The organism is Shewanella sp. FDAARGOS_354, assembly GCF_002209245.2.
GTDB lineage: Bacteria > Pseudomonadota > Gammaproteobacteria > Enterobacterales > Shewanellaceae > Shewanella > Shewanella xiamenensis.
The window spans coordinates 3,090,343-3,112,028 of record NZ_CP022089.2; the positions used below are offsets into that span (position 1 = coordinate 3,090,343).

Genomic DNA, 21,686 nt, shown 5'->3' on the forward strand with positions numbered 1-21,686 from the left:
GATTGCGCCTCAATGGGTCAAGTCGCCACCCTTGATAAATAGTGTTTGAGATTAGCAGTCACTTCTTAATCAACAGCTTATTAGCGATAGAATTTACAAACAAAAAAGCCAGCTTTCGCTGGCTTTTTCATTATCATATCAATCGATTATACAGCTGATTGAAAGATCACTTGTGATGCTTTCTGAGTGTAAGAATCGATTTGATCGAAGTTCAAGTAACGGTAAGTGTCAGCTGCAGTTGCATCTAACTCTTTCGCGTATTCTTGGTATTCTTCAACCGATGGCAGACGACCTAACAGGGCTGCTACTGCCGCTAATTCCGCAGACGCTAAGTATACGTTTGCACCTGTACCTAAACGGTTCGGGAAGTTACGGGTAGAAGTCGATACTACAGTTGCACCTTCAGCCACACGTGCTTGGTTACCCATACACAGTGAACAGCCTGGGATCTCGATACGCGCACCAACGCGACCAAAAATACCGTAGTAGCCTTCCTCGGTCAGTTGGTCTTTGTCCATCTTAGTCGGTGGTGCAATCCAAAGACGTGTTGGCAGCGTCTTAGCGAACTTGTCTAACATCTTACCGGTCGCACGGAAGTGACCGATGTTAGTCATACAAGAACCCACGAACACTTCGTCAATCTTAGTTTGCGCAACAGATGACAGTAATACAGCATCATCAGGATCGTTAGGCGCACACAGGATTGGCTCTTTGATCTCGTTCAGATCGATTTCGATCACTGCTGCGTACTCAGCATCCTTGTCAGCACTCATCAGCTCAGGATTCGCTAACCACTCTTCCATGCCTTTGATACGACGCTCTATCGTGCGACGGTCACCGTAACCTTCAGCGATCATCCACTTCAGCATAGTGATGTTAGAGTTCAGGTACTCGATGATTGGCTCTTTGTCTAACTTGATAGTACAACCCGCTGCAGAGCGTTCTGCTGAGGCGTCAGACAGTTCAAATGCCTGTTCTACTTTCAGGGTTTCTAAGCCTTCGATTTCCAGTACGCGACCAGAGAAGATGTTGATCTTACCTTTCTTCTCAACAGTCAGCAGACCCATTTCAATCGCTTTTAATGGGATAGCATGTACTAGATCACGTAGGGTGATACCAGGTTGCATCTTGCCCTTGAAGCGTACTAATACTGACTCTGGCATGTCCAGAGGCATCACACCGGTCGCAGCAGCGAAGGCAACAAGACCAGAACCCGCAGGGAATGAAATACCGATTGGGAAACGCGTATGTGAGTCACCACCAGTACCTACTGTGTCTGGTAATAACATACGGTTTAACCAAGAGTGGATAACGCCGTCACCTGGGCGCAGAGACACACCGCCACGGTTCATGATGAAATCTGGCAGAGTGTGGTGAGTGTTAACGTCAACTGGTTTTGGATAAGCGGCAGTGTGGCAGAATGACTGCATAGTCAAATCGGCACTGAAGCCTAAACAGGCTAAGTCTTTCAGCTCGTCACGGGTCATAGGACCGGTAGTGTCCTGTGAACCTACAGAAGTCATCTTAGGCTCACAGTATTGACCTGGACGTACGCCAGCAACACCACAGGCTTTACCGACCATCTTCTGTGCAAGGGTATAACCTTTGCCATTATCAGCGATGTCTTGAGGACGTACGAATACGTCAGAGGCTGGTAAACCTAATACCGCACGTGCTTTGTCAGTTAAACCACGACCGATGATCAGTGGAATACGACCACCTGCACGCACTTCGTCTAACAGTACGTCGGTTTTCAGGCTGAACTCAGAAATCACTTCATCTGAGCCATGACGCTTAACAACACCAGCGTATGGGTAAATGTCGATCACATCGCCCATTTCCATTTTGCTGACGTCGAGTTCGATTGGTAGTGCGCCCGCATCTTCCATAGTGTTGAAGAAAATCGGCGCAATTTTGCCACCTAAGCAGAAACCTCCAGCACGTTTGTTAGGTACGAATGGGATATCATCGCCCATGAACCACAGTACTGAGTTAGTCGCAGATTTACGTGATGAACCAGTACCTACAACGTCACCCACGTAAACTAATGGGAAACCTTTGGTTTTCAGTTCTTCTAATTTCTTGATTGGACCTACGCTGCCAGGTATATCTGGCTCGATACCATCACGCGCGTTTTTCAGCATAGCTAAGGCGTGCAATGGGATATCTGGACGTGACCAAGCATCGGGTGCTGGTGACAGGTCGTCGGTGTTGGTTTCACCAGAGACTTTGAATACGGTCAGGGTGACTTTGTCCGCTAATTTTGGACGGCTTAAGTACCAGTCTGCATTTGCCCACGCTTCAACCACTTGTTTAGCATAGACGTTACCGGCTTCCATTTTCTCAACCACATCGTGGAAAGAGTCAAACATCAGCAAAGTGTGAGATAAGGCTTTAGCAGCTAAAGGCGCCAGAGCGGGGTTATCTAACTGAGCGATCAGCGGCTCGATGTTATAGCCACCTTGCATAGTGCCTAATAACTCAGTCGCACGTTCGGCAGATAGTATGGGTGAAGTTGCAGTGCCTTTAGCAACCGCATCTAAGAACGCGGCTTTTACATAGGCGGCTTCGTCAACACCGGGGGGAATTCGATTTTCGAGCAGGTCAAGAATAACAGCTTCTTCACCAGCGGGGGGATTTTGAACCAATTTAACCAGTTCAGCCACTTGATGTGCATCTAATGGCTTAGGGACTACGCCCTCTGCAGCACGTTCTGCGACGTGTTTACGATATGCTTCTAGCACGGCAACATTCCTCTTTGTTTGGCGCTCTAACAACGAAACTGCACGTCTTCTCAATTGAAGCTGACAGTCCGACATGATCGACCCGTATTTCCGGCCAGCAGTATACTACAGCTTTGCAAAAGTATGAATCAGGTCACACTCGGCAAAAGACGAAATAAGGGCTAAATCCGGAGGTGCAACTCAACTTACGGCAACAATAAAACAATGGAAATTAGACAATAGTTTGAAAACAGATAAAAAACCATAATCTACAAATAGTTAACATACGTTCATCAATTTAAAATCGAACGATTATTTTTTTGGACATCAATTCCTTTCCACCAAAAATATTTCTCAACTTTGTGTGTTTAGGCTTTGAAGATGACGGGCTTAAACTTACACTCAAGCTCGAATGACCCATTTCCCATCCCTTGGAGTAGTAATGACATCCCTCAGTATTCAAGCCGTCATTTTTGATATGGATGGCGTGTTAATTGATTCAGAACCCCTTTGGCAAAGGGTTGAATATGAAGTGTTATCGGCGCTTGGCGTGCCAGTCACTATCGAAACAATTCAACAAACCACGGGGTTACGTATCGATCAATGTGTCGATTATTGGTATCACAAAGCGCCTTGGGCCGATTACGATAATGCCAAGGTCAGCAACGCCATAGTTGACAAAGTTGCTGAAGAAATTCGGCAATCCGGTGAGCCGATGTCTGGCGTTCAACAAGCAATGGCATACTGCCAGGCCAAAGGCTTAAAGGTAGGCTTAGCCACCTCTTCACCAACAGCTCTGATTGATGCTGTGCTAACAAGGCTTAAGCTTAAGGGCCAATTTATGGCGGTAGAATCTGCTGAAGCGCTTACCTATGGCAAACCCCATCCAGAGGTTTACTTAAATTGCGCAGCGGCCTTAGGGGTTGACCCGCGATATTGCCTCGCGATTGAAGACTCTTTTAATGGTCTGATCGCTGCCCGCGCCGCCAATATGCAAACCGTTGCGATTCCTGCGCCAGAACAACGCGGTGAAGCAAAATGGATCATAGCCCATCATCAATTAGAGAGTTTATTGGAGCTTGATAAGGTGTTCTAAATAAAGTCACCGAATCAATTTGAGAAAGGTTAATCACTGCTAGGATACACCGATGAAGTATTATGTGTTGTTAATACTGTGGGCGGCGAGTTTGCCAGCCTTAGCGACAGATTCTATGCGCTGTAAGCAATTCGTCATCAACGTAGGCGATCCCTTAGACGCAGTGTTAGAAAAGTGCGGACCGCCAAACGAAGCCAAAGAATATAGCCAACCCGCCAATTATCGAAACTCCGCGGGTGATATCGTGATTGATCCAAGCAAGTTGCCGATAGAATATGCTGAGTGGACCTATGATTTTGGCCCGACACGATTGATGCGGCGGGTTTATGCAACCGATCAAAAAATCGAAAAAATTGAAACCTTAGGATATGGGCATTAATCCTAACCCAAGTAAAAAGCCAGACAGATGTCTGGCTTTTTCGTTTTCATCCTATGGATTACCAGATTTTTACGCGCTCTTCTGGTTTTAAATACATCTTGTCGGTCTCTTTCAGCTCAAAGGCTTTATAGAAAGCTTCAATATTGCGCGGTGTACCCATAGCACGGTAGTGGCTAGGTGAATGCGGATCCGTCAGTAAACGACGACCTAACTCTTCATCACGGTAGTTGCGGCGCCACACTTGTGACCAACCGACGAAGAAACGCTGCTCACCCGTTAAGCCATCGAGCACGGGAGCAGGTTTACCGTTTAAGCTCATCATATAGGCGCGAGCAGCTACTGTTAACCCACCTAAGTCACCGATGTTTTCGCCTAAGGTTAAATCACCGTTCACAAACTTACCGGGCAACGCTTCATAGCCAGAATACTGCGCCGACAGTTGCTTACCGCGTTTTTGGAACTCTTCACGGTCTTTATCAGACCACCAATCACGCAGGTTGCCGTCGCCATCGTACTTAGCACCTTGGTCGTCGAAACCATGGCTGATTTCGTGGCCAATTACCGCACCGATACCACCGTAGTTAACCGCATCATCGGCTTCCATATTGAAGAATGGCGGTTGCAGAATCGCCGCAGGGAATACGATTTCATTGCCAACAGGGCTGTAATAAGCGTTCACCGTTTGTGGTGTCATATGCCACTCGGTACGATCGATTGGCTTACCTAACTTGTTGATCATGTCTTGATATTCGAAGTTGGCATAACGCATATAGTTACCCACCAGCTCATCAGGCTTGATCTCTAACGCTGTGTAGTCTTTCCACTTGTCTGGATAACCAATCTTGTAGGTAAACTTAGACAGTTTTTCTTGAGCCGCGACTTTCGTTTCAGGCGTCATCCACTCGAGTTCGTTGATGCTGACTTCAAAAGCTTTGATCAAGTTTTTGATCATGGTTTCCATGCGGGCTTTTGCTTCTGGTTTGAAATATTGCTTAACGTACTCCTCACCGACTAACTCACCAATCACTTGGTCGGCGCCATCTACCGCCTTTTTCCAACGTGGTTGTTGTTCTTCAATACCCATTAAGGTTTTGCCTTTAAAGGCAAAGTTAAGGTCAACGAAGTTTTTGCTTAACAGCTCAGCATAGCTATCCACTAAGTGGAACGTTAAGTAATCCTGCCAAGCTGAAACGGGGAAGGCATCAAAATTAGCGCCTAACTTTTCTAAGTATGATGGCTGACGCACGATGACTTCAGTCACTTTATCGCCAAGGCCCGCACTGGTCGCAAAGGCATTGATATCAAACTTGCCAGTGAGTTTTTGCAGCTCGGCACGGCTCAGTTTGTTGTAAGACTTGTTAGCATCGCGAGATTCAACGCGGCTCCACTGGCTCTTAGCGATCATCATCTCGATGTCGGCTACGTTTTTCGCGGCACGTTTTGCATTTTTATAGCCTGCTTCAGTCAGAATATCAGTCACATATTTCGCCATTGCTTGGCGATTAGCGACAAACTTAGCGTCATCTTTTAAGTAGTAATCGCGGTCTGGCAAGGTTAAGCCCGACTGGCTTAAATACACTGCATATTGGGTAGAATTTTTCGCGTCGTTATTAACGTAGAAACCAAAGGGAATACCTGAACCGCTGGTGAGTAATTTCCCCATCACCGCGGGTAATTCACTGTGATTTTTCACTGCAGAGATGTCCGCCAGTAATGGATTTAATGGGGTTACACCTAAGGATTCGAGCAAATCGGTATTCATAAAGCTGGCGTTAAAGTCACCGATTTTTTGATTATTAGAGCCAGGAGCAGCATCTTTTTGCGCTGCGGCGGCATCGATGATTTTTTTCAACGCATCTTGGCTTTGATCGTACAGCACAGAGAATGCACCGTAGTTAGACTTGTCGGCAGGGATAGGCGTATTCGCTAACCATTTACCGTTCACGCTGTAATAAAAATCGTCTTGATGGCGAACTGAGGCATCAAAGTTTTGTAATTCAATGCCAGAAACCGCGGCGACTTCAGTTTTAGGCTCGCTGCTGCAAGCGGCTAAACCTAGGCTCAGGGCAATCCCCAGCGCCAGTGTGCTAATCTTCTTCATTGTTTTCCCCAGCTTCCGTTGAGAGTGTTGTTATTTTTTCCTGCAAAACCTTAGCATTTTGCCTAGTTTGGCTGTAGCAAGATTTTGTAAAAGGTTATGACACTTAGTGATATTTGCGCAAACCAGTATAAACGCGATTTTTAGATTATGCGGGAATAGTGTTCAGCAGGAAAAACGAAGGGCATAACCTTAGTTATGCCCTTCGATCGATTTAGAAGGCTTTACCGACAAATAAATACAAGGATTTATCACCCATATCTGTAATACCAAAGCCCAGTGCTGCCGGCCCCATAGAAGTATCTGTACCTATGTAAAGGCTAGAAGCATAGATAAGGTCTGAGAGGGATACCTCTGAGCGTTCATACCATACATTTCCCGCCTCTAAACTTAGCCCTAAATAGAGTGGGTAATCTCTCATACCTAATAAGGCATCTCGGCCCAGATCATACTGATAGACAAAGGCGCCAAAGAGCTTATGCGCCCCTGTGAGCGAGTCCTTGTGATAACCAGAAAGGTTTAAGAAACCGCCCAAATCGGACAAGTGTAACGTATTAAGTCCGTCATTATTATTTGTCGCAAGCGACGCTTTACCCACAAAGGCATGATTGCCAACGCTGAGCGCGCCTTTCCAATCGGCTTCAACCTGAACACTAAATTCGTTTTTATTGTTATCAACGACATCGTCAAAATCTTCATTACGCACATACACATTTAAGGTGATGCGGTTACCCGAAGTCGGGAAACTAATACTGTCTAAGCTGTCATAACCAACCCTCAAGTAAGCACCGTAGGAGTTAAAATCAAAATCCTTCAGCAACCAGGCATCATTGACGATAACGCCTTTCTCCCCCACTAAACCAAATTCAATAAACCCTTGCAAGACATAGTTATAACCAATTCCTAATTCAATAGTGTGGGTTTTCTTGTCAAAGACAAAAACACGGTTATTGTTATCGTAGAGATCCCAATTATGAACATCGAATTGATATCGGGCTCGACTATAAAACTCTTGATCTCTATCTAGCGGTTGATAAAACTCGGTTGCAAATAGCTTTTCGAATCCAAGCTTAACTTCGTTTCGCCACTCTCCGCCATTAAAGGTTAAGTCTGTCATGGTATAAGCCATATCAAAGCTGATGGCTGAATCAGAGCTAAAATCGTCCTCCCAATTAAAGCCTAGTTGGAAGTAATTTGGTCCCCAAGATTTAGCTCGGGTGGTCACCGTCAGCACTCGACCTTCTTCAGACTCGACAAACTCGGCATCCACGCGCTCAAATTTGTTTAAGGCATAAATCCGTTTTAACGCCTCGTTTAGCTCATCCTTAGTCACAGCTTGGCCGGCTTTCAGATCTAAGGTTTCCTTCAATAGGTTTAGACTGACCTTAGACTGGTTATCGAATACGATTTCTTTAATAGGATGCGCCACATCCGCCATTAATAACTTGCCCTTGGCCTTCTTCGCATCCACATAGGCGGCATATTCTTCAGCGCTGACACTCATGCCCTGCAATTTATCTAGCTGGCCGTTGGCGGCTTCTTTCCCTAACGTCAGGGCCAAGGGCATGATGGTAAAGTCTGTGGTGCTTAAGGCATCGATAGCGGGACGGATCAATACGTCTTTATCTGTTAGTAATTGTTTTTGCTTTTCGGTACTGGCATTGGTCAGGAAGTTAGATAACTGGTCGAGCACCGCAATCGTGCTATTCAATTTGTCTTTTTTCACCAGCGGCGAGCCGATATCTACGGCAATGATGATATCCGCGCCCATAGCCTTAACCACATCCACGGGCATATTGTTGGCAATACCGCCATCGACTAATAACTTGCCATCGATCTGAGTCGGTTGCAGTGCACCCGGCACAGTCGCAGATGCCTGCATGGCTTTGACTAAGCTGCCGTGGTCGATGACGACGGGTAAACTGGTTTCTAAATCCGTTGCCACCGCTCGATAGGGAATGGCCAACGCATCAAAATCACCAAATTGCTGCACCAGATCCGTGGACTGGCGTAATAGCTGCGACATGGTTTGCCCGCGCAGCAAGCCACTCGGCGCCCGGACTTCGCCCTCGGTATAACCGATATTAAGCGGAATATTGTAACGATCGCGTAACTGTTTATCGCGGTAACTCAAGACGTTACGCGGAATGGTATCCGAATAACCACTATCCCAATCAACCCCCATCATAATGGTTTCGACTTCACTTGCACTGTATCCCAAGGCATACATACCCGCGACATAAGCGCCGATACTCGTACCTGCAATATAGTCCACAGGAATATGATGTTCTTCTAAAATTTTAAGTACACCAACATGGGCGGCGCCTTTAGCACCTCCACCGCTTAACACTAATCCTATTTTTGGCCGTTCAGCCGCACATAAGGGAGTCAGCAACACACATAAAAAGAGAGAAGCTACTATTCGGCGCATCATAATGAGTACTTTTATAGGATAAAAAATTTTGAGTTAATATTAGCAAATTTATCTATTTAACCATCAGTCATATTTTATCTGAACCGATGAGTTGAAAATTTGCCATTAATGATCGCGTTATTTCATTTACGTTTAAACACAAGTGCTGTAAACAGATAATTCAACATAAAACCCCAACTTGAGCCGAGGCTAAAAATGCGCAATTAAGCACACATAAATTGCAGATTAAGATTGCAATGAATCAAGCGGAGACTGTAACTGAAGATATTTTTCAAAATCACTGACAGACATTGGTTTGGCAAAGTAATAGCCCTGAACAATATAACAGCCACGGCTAAAAAGCTGCTCTAACTGCTCAACGGTTTCAACCCCTTCTGCTACTACGGTTAATTTTAAGTTACGAGCCAATTCAATAATACTACTCACAATAGCCTGATCGGCAGAATTCGAGGCGATATCGATCAAAAATGAACGGTCAATTTTGAGTGTATTCACCTCAAAATTGCGTAAATAAGCTAAAGAGGAATATCCGGTGCCAAAGTCGTCAATCGCGACTTCAATGCCAAGCTCGTCAAGCTGCATTAAGTGGGCTTTAGCCACTTGCAACTCTTTCATTAACACTCCTTCGGTAATTTCTAAGCATAAAGATGAAGCTGGCATACGGGTGGCATCGAGAATTTTCTTCACGCCATCGATAAAGTCTGGTTGACGGAAATGCACAGCTGAAATATTGACCGACAATTTAAATGGCTCAGCGGTTTGCATTGCCCATTTTGCCCCATCCGAACACGCACGGCGTAAAACCCAGCGATCAATATCAACAACCAAACCACAAGCTTCGGCAACTTTAATAAAAATATCGGGTCGCACAAAACCATCGACGGGATGTCGCCAACGAATGAGTGCTTCCATGCCAATAAATTTATCCCCCTGCAAAATATCAATTTGTGGTTGATAATACAGTTCAAATTCTTGCCGCTCTATCGCTTTACGTAAATCAGCCTCCAAACGTAAATGGTATAACGCTTGGGCATTGCGCTCTGATGAATAATATTTGAAGTTACCACGACCTTCTTCCTTGGCATGATACATGGCCAGATCCGCATTTTTTATGAAGGCTTCTGGCTGCATTGCATCATCGGGCCAAATACTGATCCCAATGCTGGTTGAAATATAAAACTCGCGGCCAAACAACCTAAATGGCGCGACGATTTGTGCCAACAACTGTTCAGCTAAGTGGTTAATATCACTTAACTCTTTAACATTCTTCAGCAAAATAACAAATTCATCGCCACCAAAACGGCAGAGTAAATGGTCACTTCCGATACAGGATTGTAATCGATTAGATGCTTCAACTAAGAGTGCATCGCCCATACTGTGGCCATAGGAATCATTGACATGCTTAAATCTATCTAGGTCAAGAAACAGCAATGCTAACTTTTCACCACTTTGCTCAGCCGCTTGAATAGATTGCATCAAACGATTGGCGAATAACGAACGGTTAGGGAGTCCTGTTAATACATCGTAATTTGCCAGACGTCTAAGGTCGGCCTCGGTGCGTTTCCGCTCAGTGATATCTGAAAATACTACTACATAGTGAATGGCATTTTCATTCAGTGACTGCATCACCGATACGTTAAGCCATACGGGATAAACTAGGCCGTTTTGTCCGACTAACTCACGCTCACCCGTCCATGAGCTATCCTGACCAAGTAACTGGGCAACTTCCGTAGATAACCCATCCTTCATTTGCACAAATTGCGAAAATGATAGGCCGACTAAGCTCTGTTGTTCTGAGCCTATAATGTGCTGAGCGGCATGATTGGCAACACGAATATTTTCATCTACGTCTAAAATAAGTACACCTTCTGATGTATTTTCAAACGCTTGGGCTAAAAGACTGACTTCATCTTCAAGCTGCCGCTGCAAGGTTATATCACTATAAATCCCCGCTACCCGCTCAATAACTTGGGTTTGTTTATTACGAGCCACAGGACGCCCACGCACCCTCAACCAGCCCCAGTTACCATCGCGACGATGATATCGATATTCGGCTTCAAACCGATCAACCTCTCCTGCAAGCATGCTATTCCATTGCACCAGTACTTTTTCCCGATCCAAAGGATGTACGGGAAGTGATTCAAGAGTAAGTACAATTTCGTTGGCATGACTTCCCAAGACATAACCGCGGTTATCGAGATAAAAACATTGGCTATCCCTGTGCCATTCCCAAAGATCAGAGTCGCTGCCACGTAACGATTGCCTGAGACGATCATCACTCTCGGTTAGCGCTTGGTTCATCGCCATAAAGGTGCGAACCTGACGCTGTCGATACCACGCTAAACTCAGTGCAATAATTGAAAACACTAATAATAATAGACCTTTAAACCCTTGAGTCAGCCACCAGTGCTGCTCAACATAGAAGGGAAAAGTAAAGGGCTTATCTGACCAGATTCCATTGACTTGGCTTAACACCTCAAGTAGATATTCTCCCGCTGCTAAGCCTGCGAGGTTTACCTGCGACTCACCTTGGAGCAGCACGTAGTTATCTTCCTCCCCTTGATATCTGAGTCGATATTTAAATTGTATTGGCGAATCATCAAGATAATCGAGGTTAGTGATCTGCAGGCTTACCATATTGGCGTCAGGCTTAATCACCATCAACGGTTTGGGTAACAACGAAACTTGGGTATTGTTGTCGTAATAAACCGATACCGACTCCAACATCACATGATCATCGGCAATACGGTTGACCATCTTGTCCACATCAAGGTTCATCACCCCTTCAGGAGTACCAATATACAGACCTGAAACGGCAGAATAAAAATAGGCGCCTTCATTCATTTCATTAGAAATTAGGCCATCAAGTTGGTTAAACATTGAGATTTGCCCTGTCGCTCTATCTTGACGAATTAGCGAATCAGCACAGGCAACGACATTGGCATTGGTTGTTTTTTGGATAAAAAATACCGAACTACAATTTACTTGCCATTGTGAACTTAACGATACCAGTTTGCCGCCGTGGAGATTTAATTCGAATAAGCCCCTTTCATAGGAGCCAAACCACATCACACCGGGAGATATTTCTTCAATATGGCTAATTGAGGGCACAGAGTTTAAGCCACTAAACAATTGTCTTTGATCGTGAAAAAGATTTTGCTCGTCAATATAACCAAATACCTTTCGTCCACCTATCCATAACTTGCCGTCAGAGGCTCGATATAAAGTACGAATGGTCGGCCGCTTAAGCTCTGGCGAATTCCCAGTTGCCCCATCAAAGTTAAATGGCTGCGGCTCAAACAGTCCTTGCTCCCAAAAATACAGCCCCGTACCCGTTGCAATCCAAAACCGTCCTTTGAGTTTGGGATCGGCATAAGTGCCATAGATGAGTTTATTTTTAAATGCTTCACCACCATGCGTCCACTGGGCAAAACTGATCCCTTTTAAGGTCAACTTATCCACGACAAACAAACCACTCGTGGTCGAAACTAATAAATAGTGGTCAATAAAGCGACTGATCCCGTAAACACTCTCGTGCGGCTTTAATCCCTCAATATCTACGGTAATTGCTTTTTGAGTGTTTCGCCCGACAAAGCTGACATTTGACGCCCCAAACCATAATCCTTCATCACTCGCAAACACCGACCACACCATAGCGTCAGATAATTGGTGTGGCGGTTCGCCAGTATAAGTATCAAGAATGAAATCCGGTTGCGAGGCCAGTAAGGCTAAACCATCTCCAGAGCCCCCAACCCACATCAAACCTGATTTATCAAACAATATCGCCTTTAATGTTTCCATATTGGCTTGAGTTTTAAGCTCTTGTTGATAATTTTCAATCTGATGGGTATCTGGAGACCACTTTAATAAACCTGCCCGACTCGAAAACCAAATCTCACCATTATGGCCTTCAGCCATAGCAGTGCTCCAATCGGGTAATTCAGGAACAGGGAAAATCTGTAAGGTTTTTGGTTCTAATCGGTAAATCCCTCGACTCGTTGCAATCCAAATACGCTGTTTTGAATCCTCAAGCATATCCAGAATACTGCCCATAGGTTCAGTCCATTGGTAATCAACAACTTTTTCCCCGGCACTGTTAAGGAGTAACAATTGAAATTGACCCGCAACAAGAAACTGACCATCAGGCATGCTCAATAACTTGCGCCAGGGTAGATCGCGATTAACGGGTAACTGACTCACTAAAGTTAAGGTCAAGGTTGAGGGGGATAAGTCGTAAATCTGGCCGTTATCAATCAACAAGCGCCATTCTTGGGCATTTTTACGAGCAGCAGAAATTAACCGACTTTCCGCACCTGATTTAGGAATAAATTTGCCGATACCGTTCGCCTAACACGTCGAGAATGATCTGCTGGTCCACTGTGAGTCCTGTGACTTGAGGTGGCGCCTCTCCCAACTGGTACTCGTGCACCCCGCCAAAGCGTAAAAAAATCCACCGCGCAGTCGGTTTTTGCGTGGGTTTCTTTTTCATGTCCGCCACACTCCGGTTCTGCTCTACTAAGCCCTGCCGGATCCGGTGCTCCAGCGCCGCATAAATCATCAGGCTACAGGTCATCACCATCAGCAACGCTTCGATACGTTCCGGTTTTTTAAGATATAACGAGGAGGTTAAAAATTCGGGACTTTTCAGAAACCTAAAACCACGCTCGACATTCTGCTGGGCTTTATAGGTAGCCAACAGCTCAGCCATGGTGAGCGTTTCACTGTGATCATTGGTCGCGAGGATGAACACCCCTGTCTGGTTGCGCGCCTCAGCCACCCGCGCCAAGCTACTTGCGGCTAACCCCTTGATGTGAAATTGGTAGCTCACCGGCATTTCACCCTTTTGCGGCCTTCCGCGCCCTGCATAGATAGGTTCACTCACGACTTCTGCTTCTAGTTGCAGCAGATTTAAGCTGACAGCAAAACGGGCTAATTCAGCCTGCGCATCGGTCTCGCAGGCAAAACGCTGGGCACATAATTTGTTGAAGGCTTTCAGTTCACGCGTGCTGTCTTTCAGTAGGTTTTTGGCTAATGTTTGCTGCTCACGGTGGCTGGCCTGTTCGCTGCGCACCAGCAACCAACGCTGCGCGACGTCGGCATAATTGGCGCTTTGCCAACAGCCATGATAGCCATTGCCCAGCGCAACCAGCGACTGGGTGCCAATGGTTGCCACGGCTCGCTTGGCTTCATTGAGGGTGACAGGCACACGAGTCACGAACAACTGTTGCTGTTGTGCCAGTAGTTGCAAGGTGTCGGCGCAATACAGCGCCGCATCGCCGACCAGATAACGACTCTCCTGCGCGGCCTTGAGACTGCTCAAGTGGCGCCGTACCGTCTGGGCAAAGGCCTTGGTATCATTACTATTACCACTCAAGGCTTGCATGTAGATGGGCAGGCCGGCCTGATTTTCACAGATAAGCTCCAGGATAACCTGGTTTAGCTCTGGCCGATGGTCGCGGCTATAGCCCCGTACCAATTGCAACTTACCGAGCTGCTCGCCATCGGCTTGGTCATAGGCGCCATCGACGTGGAAGCTGGTGATATCGAGGTGTACTGCAGTACTTTTGAGCCCCAATCGTTCGACGACCTGCTCCGCCATCACCTGATAAAGCGTGCTGACATCGGCCTCAAAGAGGGCATCAAGGCAGCGGCCGAGCACATCATCATTGAGGTCATCGGCACAGATCCCCGGGCCAATCAGGCGTTCTACAGGCTTGTTGGCAAAGAATTGCGGGAACATGTGCAAGGTCGAACTATGAAAGCCAAGACCGTTCAGTATCATCGCCACCAACGCTTCACCATGTGAGACTTTGTAGGGCGGCGTTTTGGGTAGCACCGCATCAATCATGCGAGCAATGCCGAGTTCTTGGCAAAGTGCAGCGACCAAACCAAGGTGGTCGAGGTTACGGATAGAGATAGCGGGAGCGGCCATGATGAATTACCTGCAAAAGAGAGTAATAGATCAGAATGACCGATCGCCGTCAAGTTTTTTAAATCGAAAATTAGGTGCGGAATGACGGATTAACACTCCACCAGGGAAATGAGGGAATAAATTAGGTGACCCCATCTGGGTAAATTGATTTTTTGCGATGTCATAAAGATAGGTTGCGGCATTGGTACTGACTAACAGCATATCGCGATCGATATTGACAACTGTTGTCAAAAACTCATCAGCAAGGCGTAACTCAGAACCCGTTTTATCAATTCGCCTCACTTTAGAATTACTAACCCGATATAAACCTTGCTCGGTTGCAGCCCATATAAAACCATGGTCATCGAGTGTGAGCGCGCGAATACTGGTCGCTTCAAGTCCGTCCCTGTCGGAAAAAACCCGTTGTACAAAACTACCCGCCCAAGCCGAATGAAGACCTGAACAAAAAACCAATATTGATGCCAAAAGGAAGTGGATTATTATTTTTTTCATTTGACGACTTACTTAACACCATAGTTTTACTGTAGCAGTTCAACAGTCTGAATACACCCGCACATTCACATTAACTTTACATTTTTACTTAGGCAATAAAAAAGCGCCCTAAAGGCGCTTTTACGAATATAAGTCTCAACTTATTTCAGGACGAGACAAAGGTTAAATTACTTTTTCTTTGCCTTTGGGTTTGGCAGGTCAGTAATAGAACCTTCGTAGATTTCAGCCGCTAGACCCACTGACTCGTGCAGAGTTGGGTGAGCGTGGATAGTTAATGCTAAATCTTCAGCATCACAACCCATTTCGATGGCTAGGCCGATTTCGCCTAACAGTTCGCCACCGTTCACACCTACGATAGCACCACCGATTACGCGGTGAGTGTCTTTATCGAAAATCAGCTTAGTCATACCTTCGCTGCAATCTGAAGCGATTGCACGGCCGCTGGCTGCCCATGGGAAAGTCGCTGTTTCGTAAGCAATACCTTGCTCTTTCGCTTCTTTCTCAGTCAGACCAACCCAGGCCACTTCAGGGTCTGTGTAAGCGATTGATGGGATGACTTTTGGATCGAAGTAATGCTTCATGCCCGCGATCACTTCGGCCGCTACGTGGCCTTCGTGCACGCCTTTGTGAGCCAACATTGGTTGACCAACGATGTCACCGATAGCGTAGATATGCGGTACGTTTGTACGTAATTGCTTGTCTACGTTGATGAAACCACGCTCATCAATCTTAACGCCTGCTTTTTCAGCGTCGATCAGCTTGCCATTAGGAGTACGGCCGATGGCAACTAATACCGCATCGTAACGTACTGGTTCAGTTGGCGCGCTCTTACCTTCCATCGAAACATAGATACCGTCTTCACGGGCTTCAACCGCAGTGACTTTGGTTTCGAGGATCAGGTTGAATTTCTTCTTGATTTGCTTAGTGAATACGCGAACAACGTCTTTGTCAGCCGCAGGGATCACTTGGTCGAACATTTCAACCACGTCGATTTCACTGCCTAAAGATGAATACACAGTACCCATTTCTAAACCGATGATACCGCCGCCCATGACCAGCAGTTTGCCAGGAACTTCTTTCAGTTCTAATGCGTCAGTCGAATCCCAAATACGTGGGTCTTCATGGGGAATGAATGGCAGTTTGATTGGGCGAGAACCCGCAGCGATGATCGCTTGGTCAAACTTAACAACGGTCACAGTACCGTCTTCAGCAGTCACTTCTAAGCTGTTAGGGCCAGTAAATTTACCGAAGCCATTAACAACGTTTACTTTACGCATTTTAGACATGCCGCCTAAGCCACCAGTCAACTGGCTGATCACTTTTTGCTTGAAGCTGCGTAACTTGTCTAAATCGATGGTTGGCTCGCCGAACACCACACCGTGTGCAGCAACGGCTTTGGCTTCTTCGATGACTTTAGCAACGTGTAACAGGGCTTTAGATGGGATACAACCCACGTTCAAACACACGCCACCTAAAGTGCTAAAACGTTCAACGATAACGGTTTCCAGACCTAAGTCAGCCGCACGGAAGGCAGCAGAATATCCCGCAGGACCTGCACCTAATACCACTACCTGAGTTTTGATTTCGTTACTCATGTTTTCCTCTAATTCTCATTCAATCCGTTGGAGGGGAGTAATCCTGCCAACCGAAAATGCGCCAGCGCGTAAGGTGGGCGCATTTTAACCTGTGTTTGATACTGATCACAATAAACAAAAGGCCACTCAAGATGAGCAGCCTTATTTGTTTACAGAATCAAAGTACGAATATCGGACAGAATTCCTGACAGGGTCACGCTAAAGCGTGCAGCCATTGCACCATCGATCACGCGGTGATCGTAGGATAGCGACAGTGGCAACATCAATTTAGGCTCGAACTCTTTACCATTCCACTTAGGCTTAATTTCAGATTTAGACACACCTAAAATCGCCACGTCTGGGTAGTTAACGATTGGGGTAAATGCAGTACCACCAATGCCACCTAGGCTTGAAATAGTGAAGCAGCTACCCTGCATATCAGCAGATTTGAGCTTACCATCGCGAGCACGGATAGAAATATCGGCCAGCTCACGAGATAACTCGATAATGCCTTTCTTATCCACGTCACGCACCACTGGCACAACCAAACCGTTTGGCGTATCAACCGCCACACCGATGTGGTAGTACTTCTTCTGGATCAGTGATTCACCGTCGCTGCTTAAGCTTGAGTTGAACACTGGGAACTGTTGCAGCGTTTTCGCCACAGCTTTCATCATAAAGACCAGCGGAGTGATCTTATAATCGGCTTTCTTCTTCGCCGCCGCGTCGTTCTGCTGCTTACGGAACTCTTCCATTTCAGTGATATCAGCTTCATCGAACTGAGTCACGTGAGGAATAGTTACCCAGTTGCGGTGCAGGTTTGGACCAGAGATTTTCTGGATACGGCTTAATGGAATCTCTTCCACTTCACCAAACTTGCTGAAATCCACTTTCGGTGCGGCAATCACTTGCAGACCACCACCGTTACCCGCTGCAACGGAAGTTGCCGCTGTCGCCTTAGGACGAGACAGTTCGTATTTCACATACGCCTGAACGTCTTCCTTCATGATGCGACCTTTACGGCCAGAACCCGTCACTTGAGTAAGATCCACACCAAATTCACGGGCCAAACGGCGAACCGCAGGAGACGCATGAACCGCACCAGTAGACACAGGCGCACCTGCACTTGGGTGATGTGGAACCGGTGGACGGCTCGGCGCGGCTGCAACAGGTGCTGGTGCCGCTTCTTGGGCGACAGGTGCAGAAACTGGCGCTGCGGCTTGAGCTACTGGCGCAGGAGCTGCACCAGCAGTCACAGTCTCAATCGTCGCAATCACGCTACCTTGAGAAACCTTATCACCCACTTTAACGGTTAACGACAACAGTTTACCGGCGAATGGCGCAGGCACTTCCATGGTCGCTTTATCGGTTTCTAACGTGATCAAACCTTGGTCAGCAGTGATCATATCACCCACAGACACTAGCACTTCGATCACATCGACATTGCTGGCATCACCAATATCTGGCACTTGGATTTCTTTAACGGCAACCACTGGTGCAGCAGCTACTGGAGCAACAGCCGCTGCTGCTTGTGTGACGGAAGATGCCGCTTGAGCGACAGGAGCTGATGCTGCTGGCGCGCTTGCTTGTGGAGCAGCGGCAGCAGGAGCTGCGCCACCCACTTCGAGCATGATCACTAATGAGCCTTGGGAAACCTTGTCACCCACAGCCACTTTCACTTCTTTTACCACACCCGCGAATGGCGATGGTACGTCCATAGTCGCTTTGTCGGTTTCAAGCGTGATAAGGCCAGCGTCAACCTCAATCTTATCGCCAGCGGCAACTAAGACTTCGATAACAGACACATCGGTGTCACCACCGATATCCGGCACAGTGACTTCAACCACTTGGGTTGCGCCCGTCGCTGTCGCGGCAGCTACAGGGGCAGGAGCCGCTTGTACTGGAGCAGGTGCTGCTGGAGCTGGCGCAGGAGAGGCAGCTTGAGCAACTGGCGCAGCAGCTTGAGCGGATGCGCCCGCTGCTTGCATCATCGCAATTAAGGTACCTTCGCTGACTTTGTCACCGACGGCCACTTTCAATTCGGCTAACACACCCGCGAAAGGCGCAGGAATGTCCATGGTCGCCTTGTCGCTTTCAACGGTCAGAATCGACTCTTCCGCTGCTAAGGTATCGCCCACAGAAGCACAGATTTCGATAACTTGTACTTCATCGCCGCCGATATCAGGAACAAAAACTTCTTTTAATTCAGCCATTTTTATTGCCTCTTACGCGTACTGTGGATTGATCTTGTCAGCGTCGATGCCGTATTCCTTGATGGCATTCGCTAACACATCAACAGGAAGCTCTTTACGATCAACCAGTGACTTCAGTGCCGCGATAACGATGAACTTAGCGTCCACTTCGAAGTGGTGACGCAGGTTGTCACGGCTGTCTGAGCGACCGAAACCGTCAGTACCTAACACTTTGTAATCGGTTGGCATAAATGCACGTAACTGCTCGCCGTAGATCTTCATGTAGTCAGTCGCTGCGATTGCAGGCGCATCACTCGAGATCACTTGGCTGATATACGCTTGTTTTGGCGTTTGCGTTGGGTGCAGCATGTTCCAACGTTCTGCCGCTTGACCATCGCGAGTCAATTCGTTGAAACTTGTCACGCTAAATACGTCGGCAGTGATACCAAAGTCTTTCGCCAGCGCTTGCGCCGCTTTACGGGTTTGCTCAAGAATGGTGCCACAGCTCAGTAACTGCACTTTGCCTTTACCAGAACCACTCACCGTTTCCAGCTTGTAGATACCTTTAACGATACCTTCCTCAGCACCTTCTGGCATTTCAGGCTGGATGTAGTTTTCGTTCATTGTGGTCAGGTAGTAGAAGATATCTTCTTGTTTTTCGCCGTACATACGACGAATACCATCTTGAACGATAACGGCAATTTCATAACCGTAAGTTGGATCGTAGGTAATACAGTTAGGAATAGTGTTAGCCAGTACGTGACTGTGACCATCCTGATGCTGTAAACCTTCACCATTCAGTGTTGTACGGCCTGAAGTACCACCGACTAAGAAACCACGTGCACGCATATCACCCGCAGCCCATGCCATGTCGCCAATACGTTGGAAACCGAACATTGAGTAGTAGATGTAGAATGGGATCATCGGTGTATCGTTGACTGAGTAGCTGGTCGCAGCAGCAACCCAAGATGACATTGCACCCAGTTCGTTAATACCTTCCTGCAGCACTTGACCGGTTTTATCTTCACGATAGTAAGCCACTTGGTCAGAGTCTTGCGGTACGTATTTTTGGCCTTCGTGAGCATAAATACCCACTTGGCGGAACAGACCTTCCATACCGAAAGTACGCGCTTCGTCAGGAATAATTGGCACAATGTTTTTGCCAATTTTCTTGTCTTTTAACAGCGCAGTCAGTACGCGAACAAACGCCATGGTCGATGAAATTTCACGGCCATTTGAGCCTGCTAAGATCGAATCGAAAATCTTCAGTGATGGCACTTCCAGCTCTTCGCTGAACTTCTCACGACGTTGTGGCACGCTACCATGCAGCGCGGCACGACGGCTCATCATGTACTTCACTTCTTCCGAATCTGGACCTGGGTGGTAGAACGGCAGATCTTCTAATTGATCGTCAGGAATCGGGATATTGAAACGATCGCGGAAGTAACGGATAGACTCGATACCCATTTTCTTCACGTTGTGGGCGATGTTCTTACCTTCACCCGCATCACCTAGGCCGTAACCTTTAACGGTTTTCGCTAGGATCACCGTTGGGCGACCTTTAGTCTTACGCGCATGGTCTAATGCCGCGTACACTTTAACTGGGTCATGACCACCACGGTTTAAGCGCCAAATGTCATCATCTGACATGTTCGCTACCATTTCGGCGGTTTCTGGGTATTTGCCGAAGAAGTGTTCGCGAGTATAAGCGCCACCTTTGGCTTTACAGTTTTGGTATTCACCGTCAACGGTTTCTTCCATTAACTGCAATAACTTACCGCTGGTATCACGGGCCAATAATGGGTCCCAGTAACGACCCCAAATCACTTTCACGACTTCCCAGCCAGCGCCGCGGAATTCGCCTTCCAGTTCTTGGATGATCTTACCGTTACCGCGTACTGGGCCGTCCAGACGTTGCAGGTTACAGTTGATGATAAAGACTAAGTTATCTAATTCTTCACGGGCGGCTAAACCAATCGCACCTAAGGCTTCTGGCTCGTCACACTCACCGTCACCTAAGAAGCAGTAAACGGTTTGCTCAGAACAATCTTTCAGACCACGGTCAGTTAGATATTTTAAGAAGCGCGCTTGGTAAATCGCTTGAATTGGGCCTAACCCCATAGAAACCGTTGGGAATTGCCAGTAGTCAGGCATCAATTTAGGGTGCGGATACGAAGACAGACCTTTGCCATCCACTTCTTGACGGAAGTTAGCCAGTTGGTCTTCAGTTAAACGACCTTCTAAGAATGAACGCGCATAGATACCTGGGGCAATATGACCTTGGAAATACACTAAGTCGCCGCCGTCTTTCTCGTTTGGCGCACGGAAGAAGTGGTTAAAGCACACGTCATAAATGGTTGCACTCGACGCGAAACTCGAAATATGGCCGCCTAACTCTAAATCTTTCTTAGAACCACGCAGAACCATAGCTAAGGCGTTCCAACGGATGATGGCGCGAATGCGACGTTCCATCTCTTGGTTGCCTGGCATGTGCGGCTCTTGACCCGCTGGAATGGTGTTCAAATAGGCTGTGGTCGCCGTGTAAGGCAAGTGTGTGCCATTGCGACGGGCTTTATCGATCAGTTTCTCTAATAAGAAATGGGCGCGTTCAGGGCCTTCCTGTTCTAATACTGCTTGCAGGGCATCAACCCATTCCTGAGTCTCTAACGGATCTAAGTCTTGTAGCATATCTTCAGACATGACACTGTCCTTCTCTATATACATGATAATGAATGGTGTTTGCGGCATATTCCGCTTTAGCGAGTG

10 protein-coding genes and 1 pseudogene are annotated in these 21,686 nt (G+C 47.0%); 2 read left to right on the plus strand and 9 right to left on the minus strand.

Features of this window, described 5'->3' with window-relative positions; genetic code table 11:
* Positions 1-146 precede the first annotated feature (146 nt).
* A complete protein-coding gene (gene acnB, locus CEQ32_RS13950) occupies positions 147-2,744 on the minus strand; it encodes a bifunctional aconitate hydratase 2/2-methylisocitrate dehydratase (RefSeq protein WP_088586221.1) in 2,598 nt (865 codons plus the stop codon).
* A 421-nt stretch (positions 2,745-3,165) separates the two neighbouring features.
* On the opposite strand from acnB, the gene hxpB reads away from it, so the two are divergent.
* Both hxpB and CEQ32_RS13960 read left to right on the plus strand, forming a co-directional pair.
* Positions 3,166-3,819, plus strand: coding sequence for a hexitol phosphatase HxpB (hxpB, locus tag CEQ32_RS13955; RefSeq protein WP_088586222.1), 654 nt, complete (start codon positions 3,166-3,168; stop codon positions 3,817-3,819).
* A gap of 52 nt (positions 3,820-3,871) precedes the next feature.
* Complete coding sequence (locus CEQ32_RS13960; protein ID WP_088586223.1) at positions 3,872-4,198, plus strand: DUF2845 domain-containing protein; 327 nt, start codon at positions 3,872-3,874, stop codon at positions 4,196-4,198.
* Between the two features lie 58 nt (positions 4,199-4,256).
* Here the strand turns inward: CEQ32_RS13960 and CEQ32_RS13965 are convergent, their stop codons facing one another.
* The 8 genes and pseudogenes from CEQ32_RS13965 to aceE all read right to left on the minus strand — a co-directional run bounded on the left by CEQ32_RS13965 (position 4,257) and on the right by aceE (position 21,620).
* The gene (locus CEQ32_RS13965; RefSeq protein ID WP_088586224.1) at positions 4,257-6,299 is read right to left on the minus strand and encodes a M13 family metallopeptidase; all 2,043 of its coding nucleotides are present in this window, start codon (positions 6,297-6,299) and stop codon (positions 4,257-4,259) included.
* 211 nt (positions 6,300-6,510) lie between these two features.
* Positions 6,511-8,730, minus strand: a complete 2,220-nt coding sequence (locus CEQ32_RS13970; protein ID WP_192959123.1) for a patatin-like phospholipase family protein — start codon at positions 8,728-8,730, stop codon at positions 6,511-6,513.
* A 225-nt stretch (positions 8,731-8,955) separates the two neighbouring features.
* On the minus strand, positions 8,956-13,068 hold the full coding sequence (locus tag CEQ32_RS13975; protein ID WP_226871923.1) for an EAL domain-containing protein: 4,113 nt from the start codon (positions 13,066-13,068) through the stop codon (positions 8,956-8,958).
* Positions 13,049-14,662: an IS1634-like element ISShes12 family transposase gene (locus tag CEQ32_RS13980; RefSeq protein WP_088586043.1), complete on the minus strand. Its 1,614-nt coding sequence runs from the start codon at positions 14,660-14,662 to the stop codon at positions 13,049-13,051. The genes CEQ32_RS13975 and CEQ32_RS13980 overlap by 20 nt, the downstream gene beginning before the upstream one ends.
* Before the next feature lie 69 nt (positions 14,663-14,731).
* A pseudogene (locus tag CEQ32_RS13985) lies at positions 14,732-15,154 on the minus strand (hypothetical protein); the annotation flags it as partial.
* A gap of 167 nt (positions 15,155-15,321) precedes the next feature.
* Positions 15,322-16,749, minus strand: coding sequence for a dihydrolipoyl dehydrogenase (gene lpdA, locus CEQ32_RS13990; RefSeq protein ID WP_011715641.1), 1,428 nt, complete (start codon positions 16,747-16,749; stop codon positions 15,322-15,324).
* A 149-nt stretch (positions 16,750-16,898) separates the two neighbouring features.
* Complete coding sequence (aceF, locus tag CEQ32_RS13995) at positions 16,899-18,941, minus strand: pyruvate dehydrogenase complex dihydrolipoyllysine-residue acetyltransferase (protein ID WP_088586226.1); 2,043 nt, start codon at positions 18,939-18,941, stop codon at positions 16,899-16,901.
* Positions 18,942-18,953: 12 nt separating this feature from the next.
* On the minus strand, positions 18,954-21,620 hold the full coding sequence (gene aceE / locus CEQ32_RS14000; RefSeq protein WP_037413614.1) for a pyruvate dehydrogenase (acetyl-transferring), homodimeric type: 2,667 nt from the start codon (positions 21,618-21,620) through the stop codon (positions 18,954-18,956).
* Between the last annotated feature and the right edge of the window lie 66 nt (positions 21,621-21,686).

Coding starts and splice junctions, on each gene's coding strand:
- hxpB (WP_088586222.1), top strand. CDS start 3,166: ATGACATCCCTCAGTATTCAAGCCGTCATTTTTGATATGGATGGCGTG.
- CEQ32_RS13960 (WP_088586223.1), top strand. CDS start 3,872: ATGAAGTATTATGTGTTGTTAATACTGTGGGCGGCGAGTTTGCCAGCC.
- CEQ32_RS13965 (WP_088586224.1), bottom strand. CDS start 6,299: ATGAAGAAGATTAGCACACTGGCGCTGGGGATTGCCCTGAGCCTAGGT.
- CEQ32_RS13970 (WP_192959123.1), bottom strand. CDS start 8,730: ATGATGCGCCGAATAGTAGCTTCTCTCTTTTTATGTGTGTTGCTGACT.
- CEQ32_RS13980 (WP_088586043.1), bottom strand. CDS start 14,662: ATGGCCGCTCCCGCTATCTCTATCCGTAACCTCGACCACCTTGGTTTG.
- lpdA (WP_011715641.1), bottom strand. CDS start 16,749: ATGAGTAACGAAATCAAAACTCAGGTAGTGGTATTAGGTGCAGGTCCT.
- aceF (WP_088586226.1), bottom strand. CDS start 18,941: ATGGCTGAATTAAAAGAAGTTTTTGTTCCTGATATCGGCGGCGATGAA.
- aceE (WP_037413614.1), bottom strand. CDS start 21,620: ATGTCTGAAGATATGCTACAAGACTTAGATCCGTTAGAGACTCAGGAA.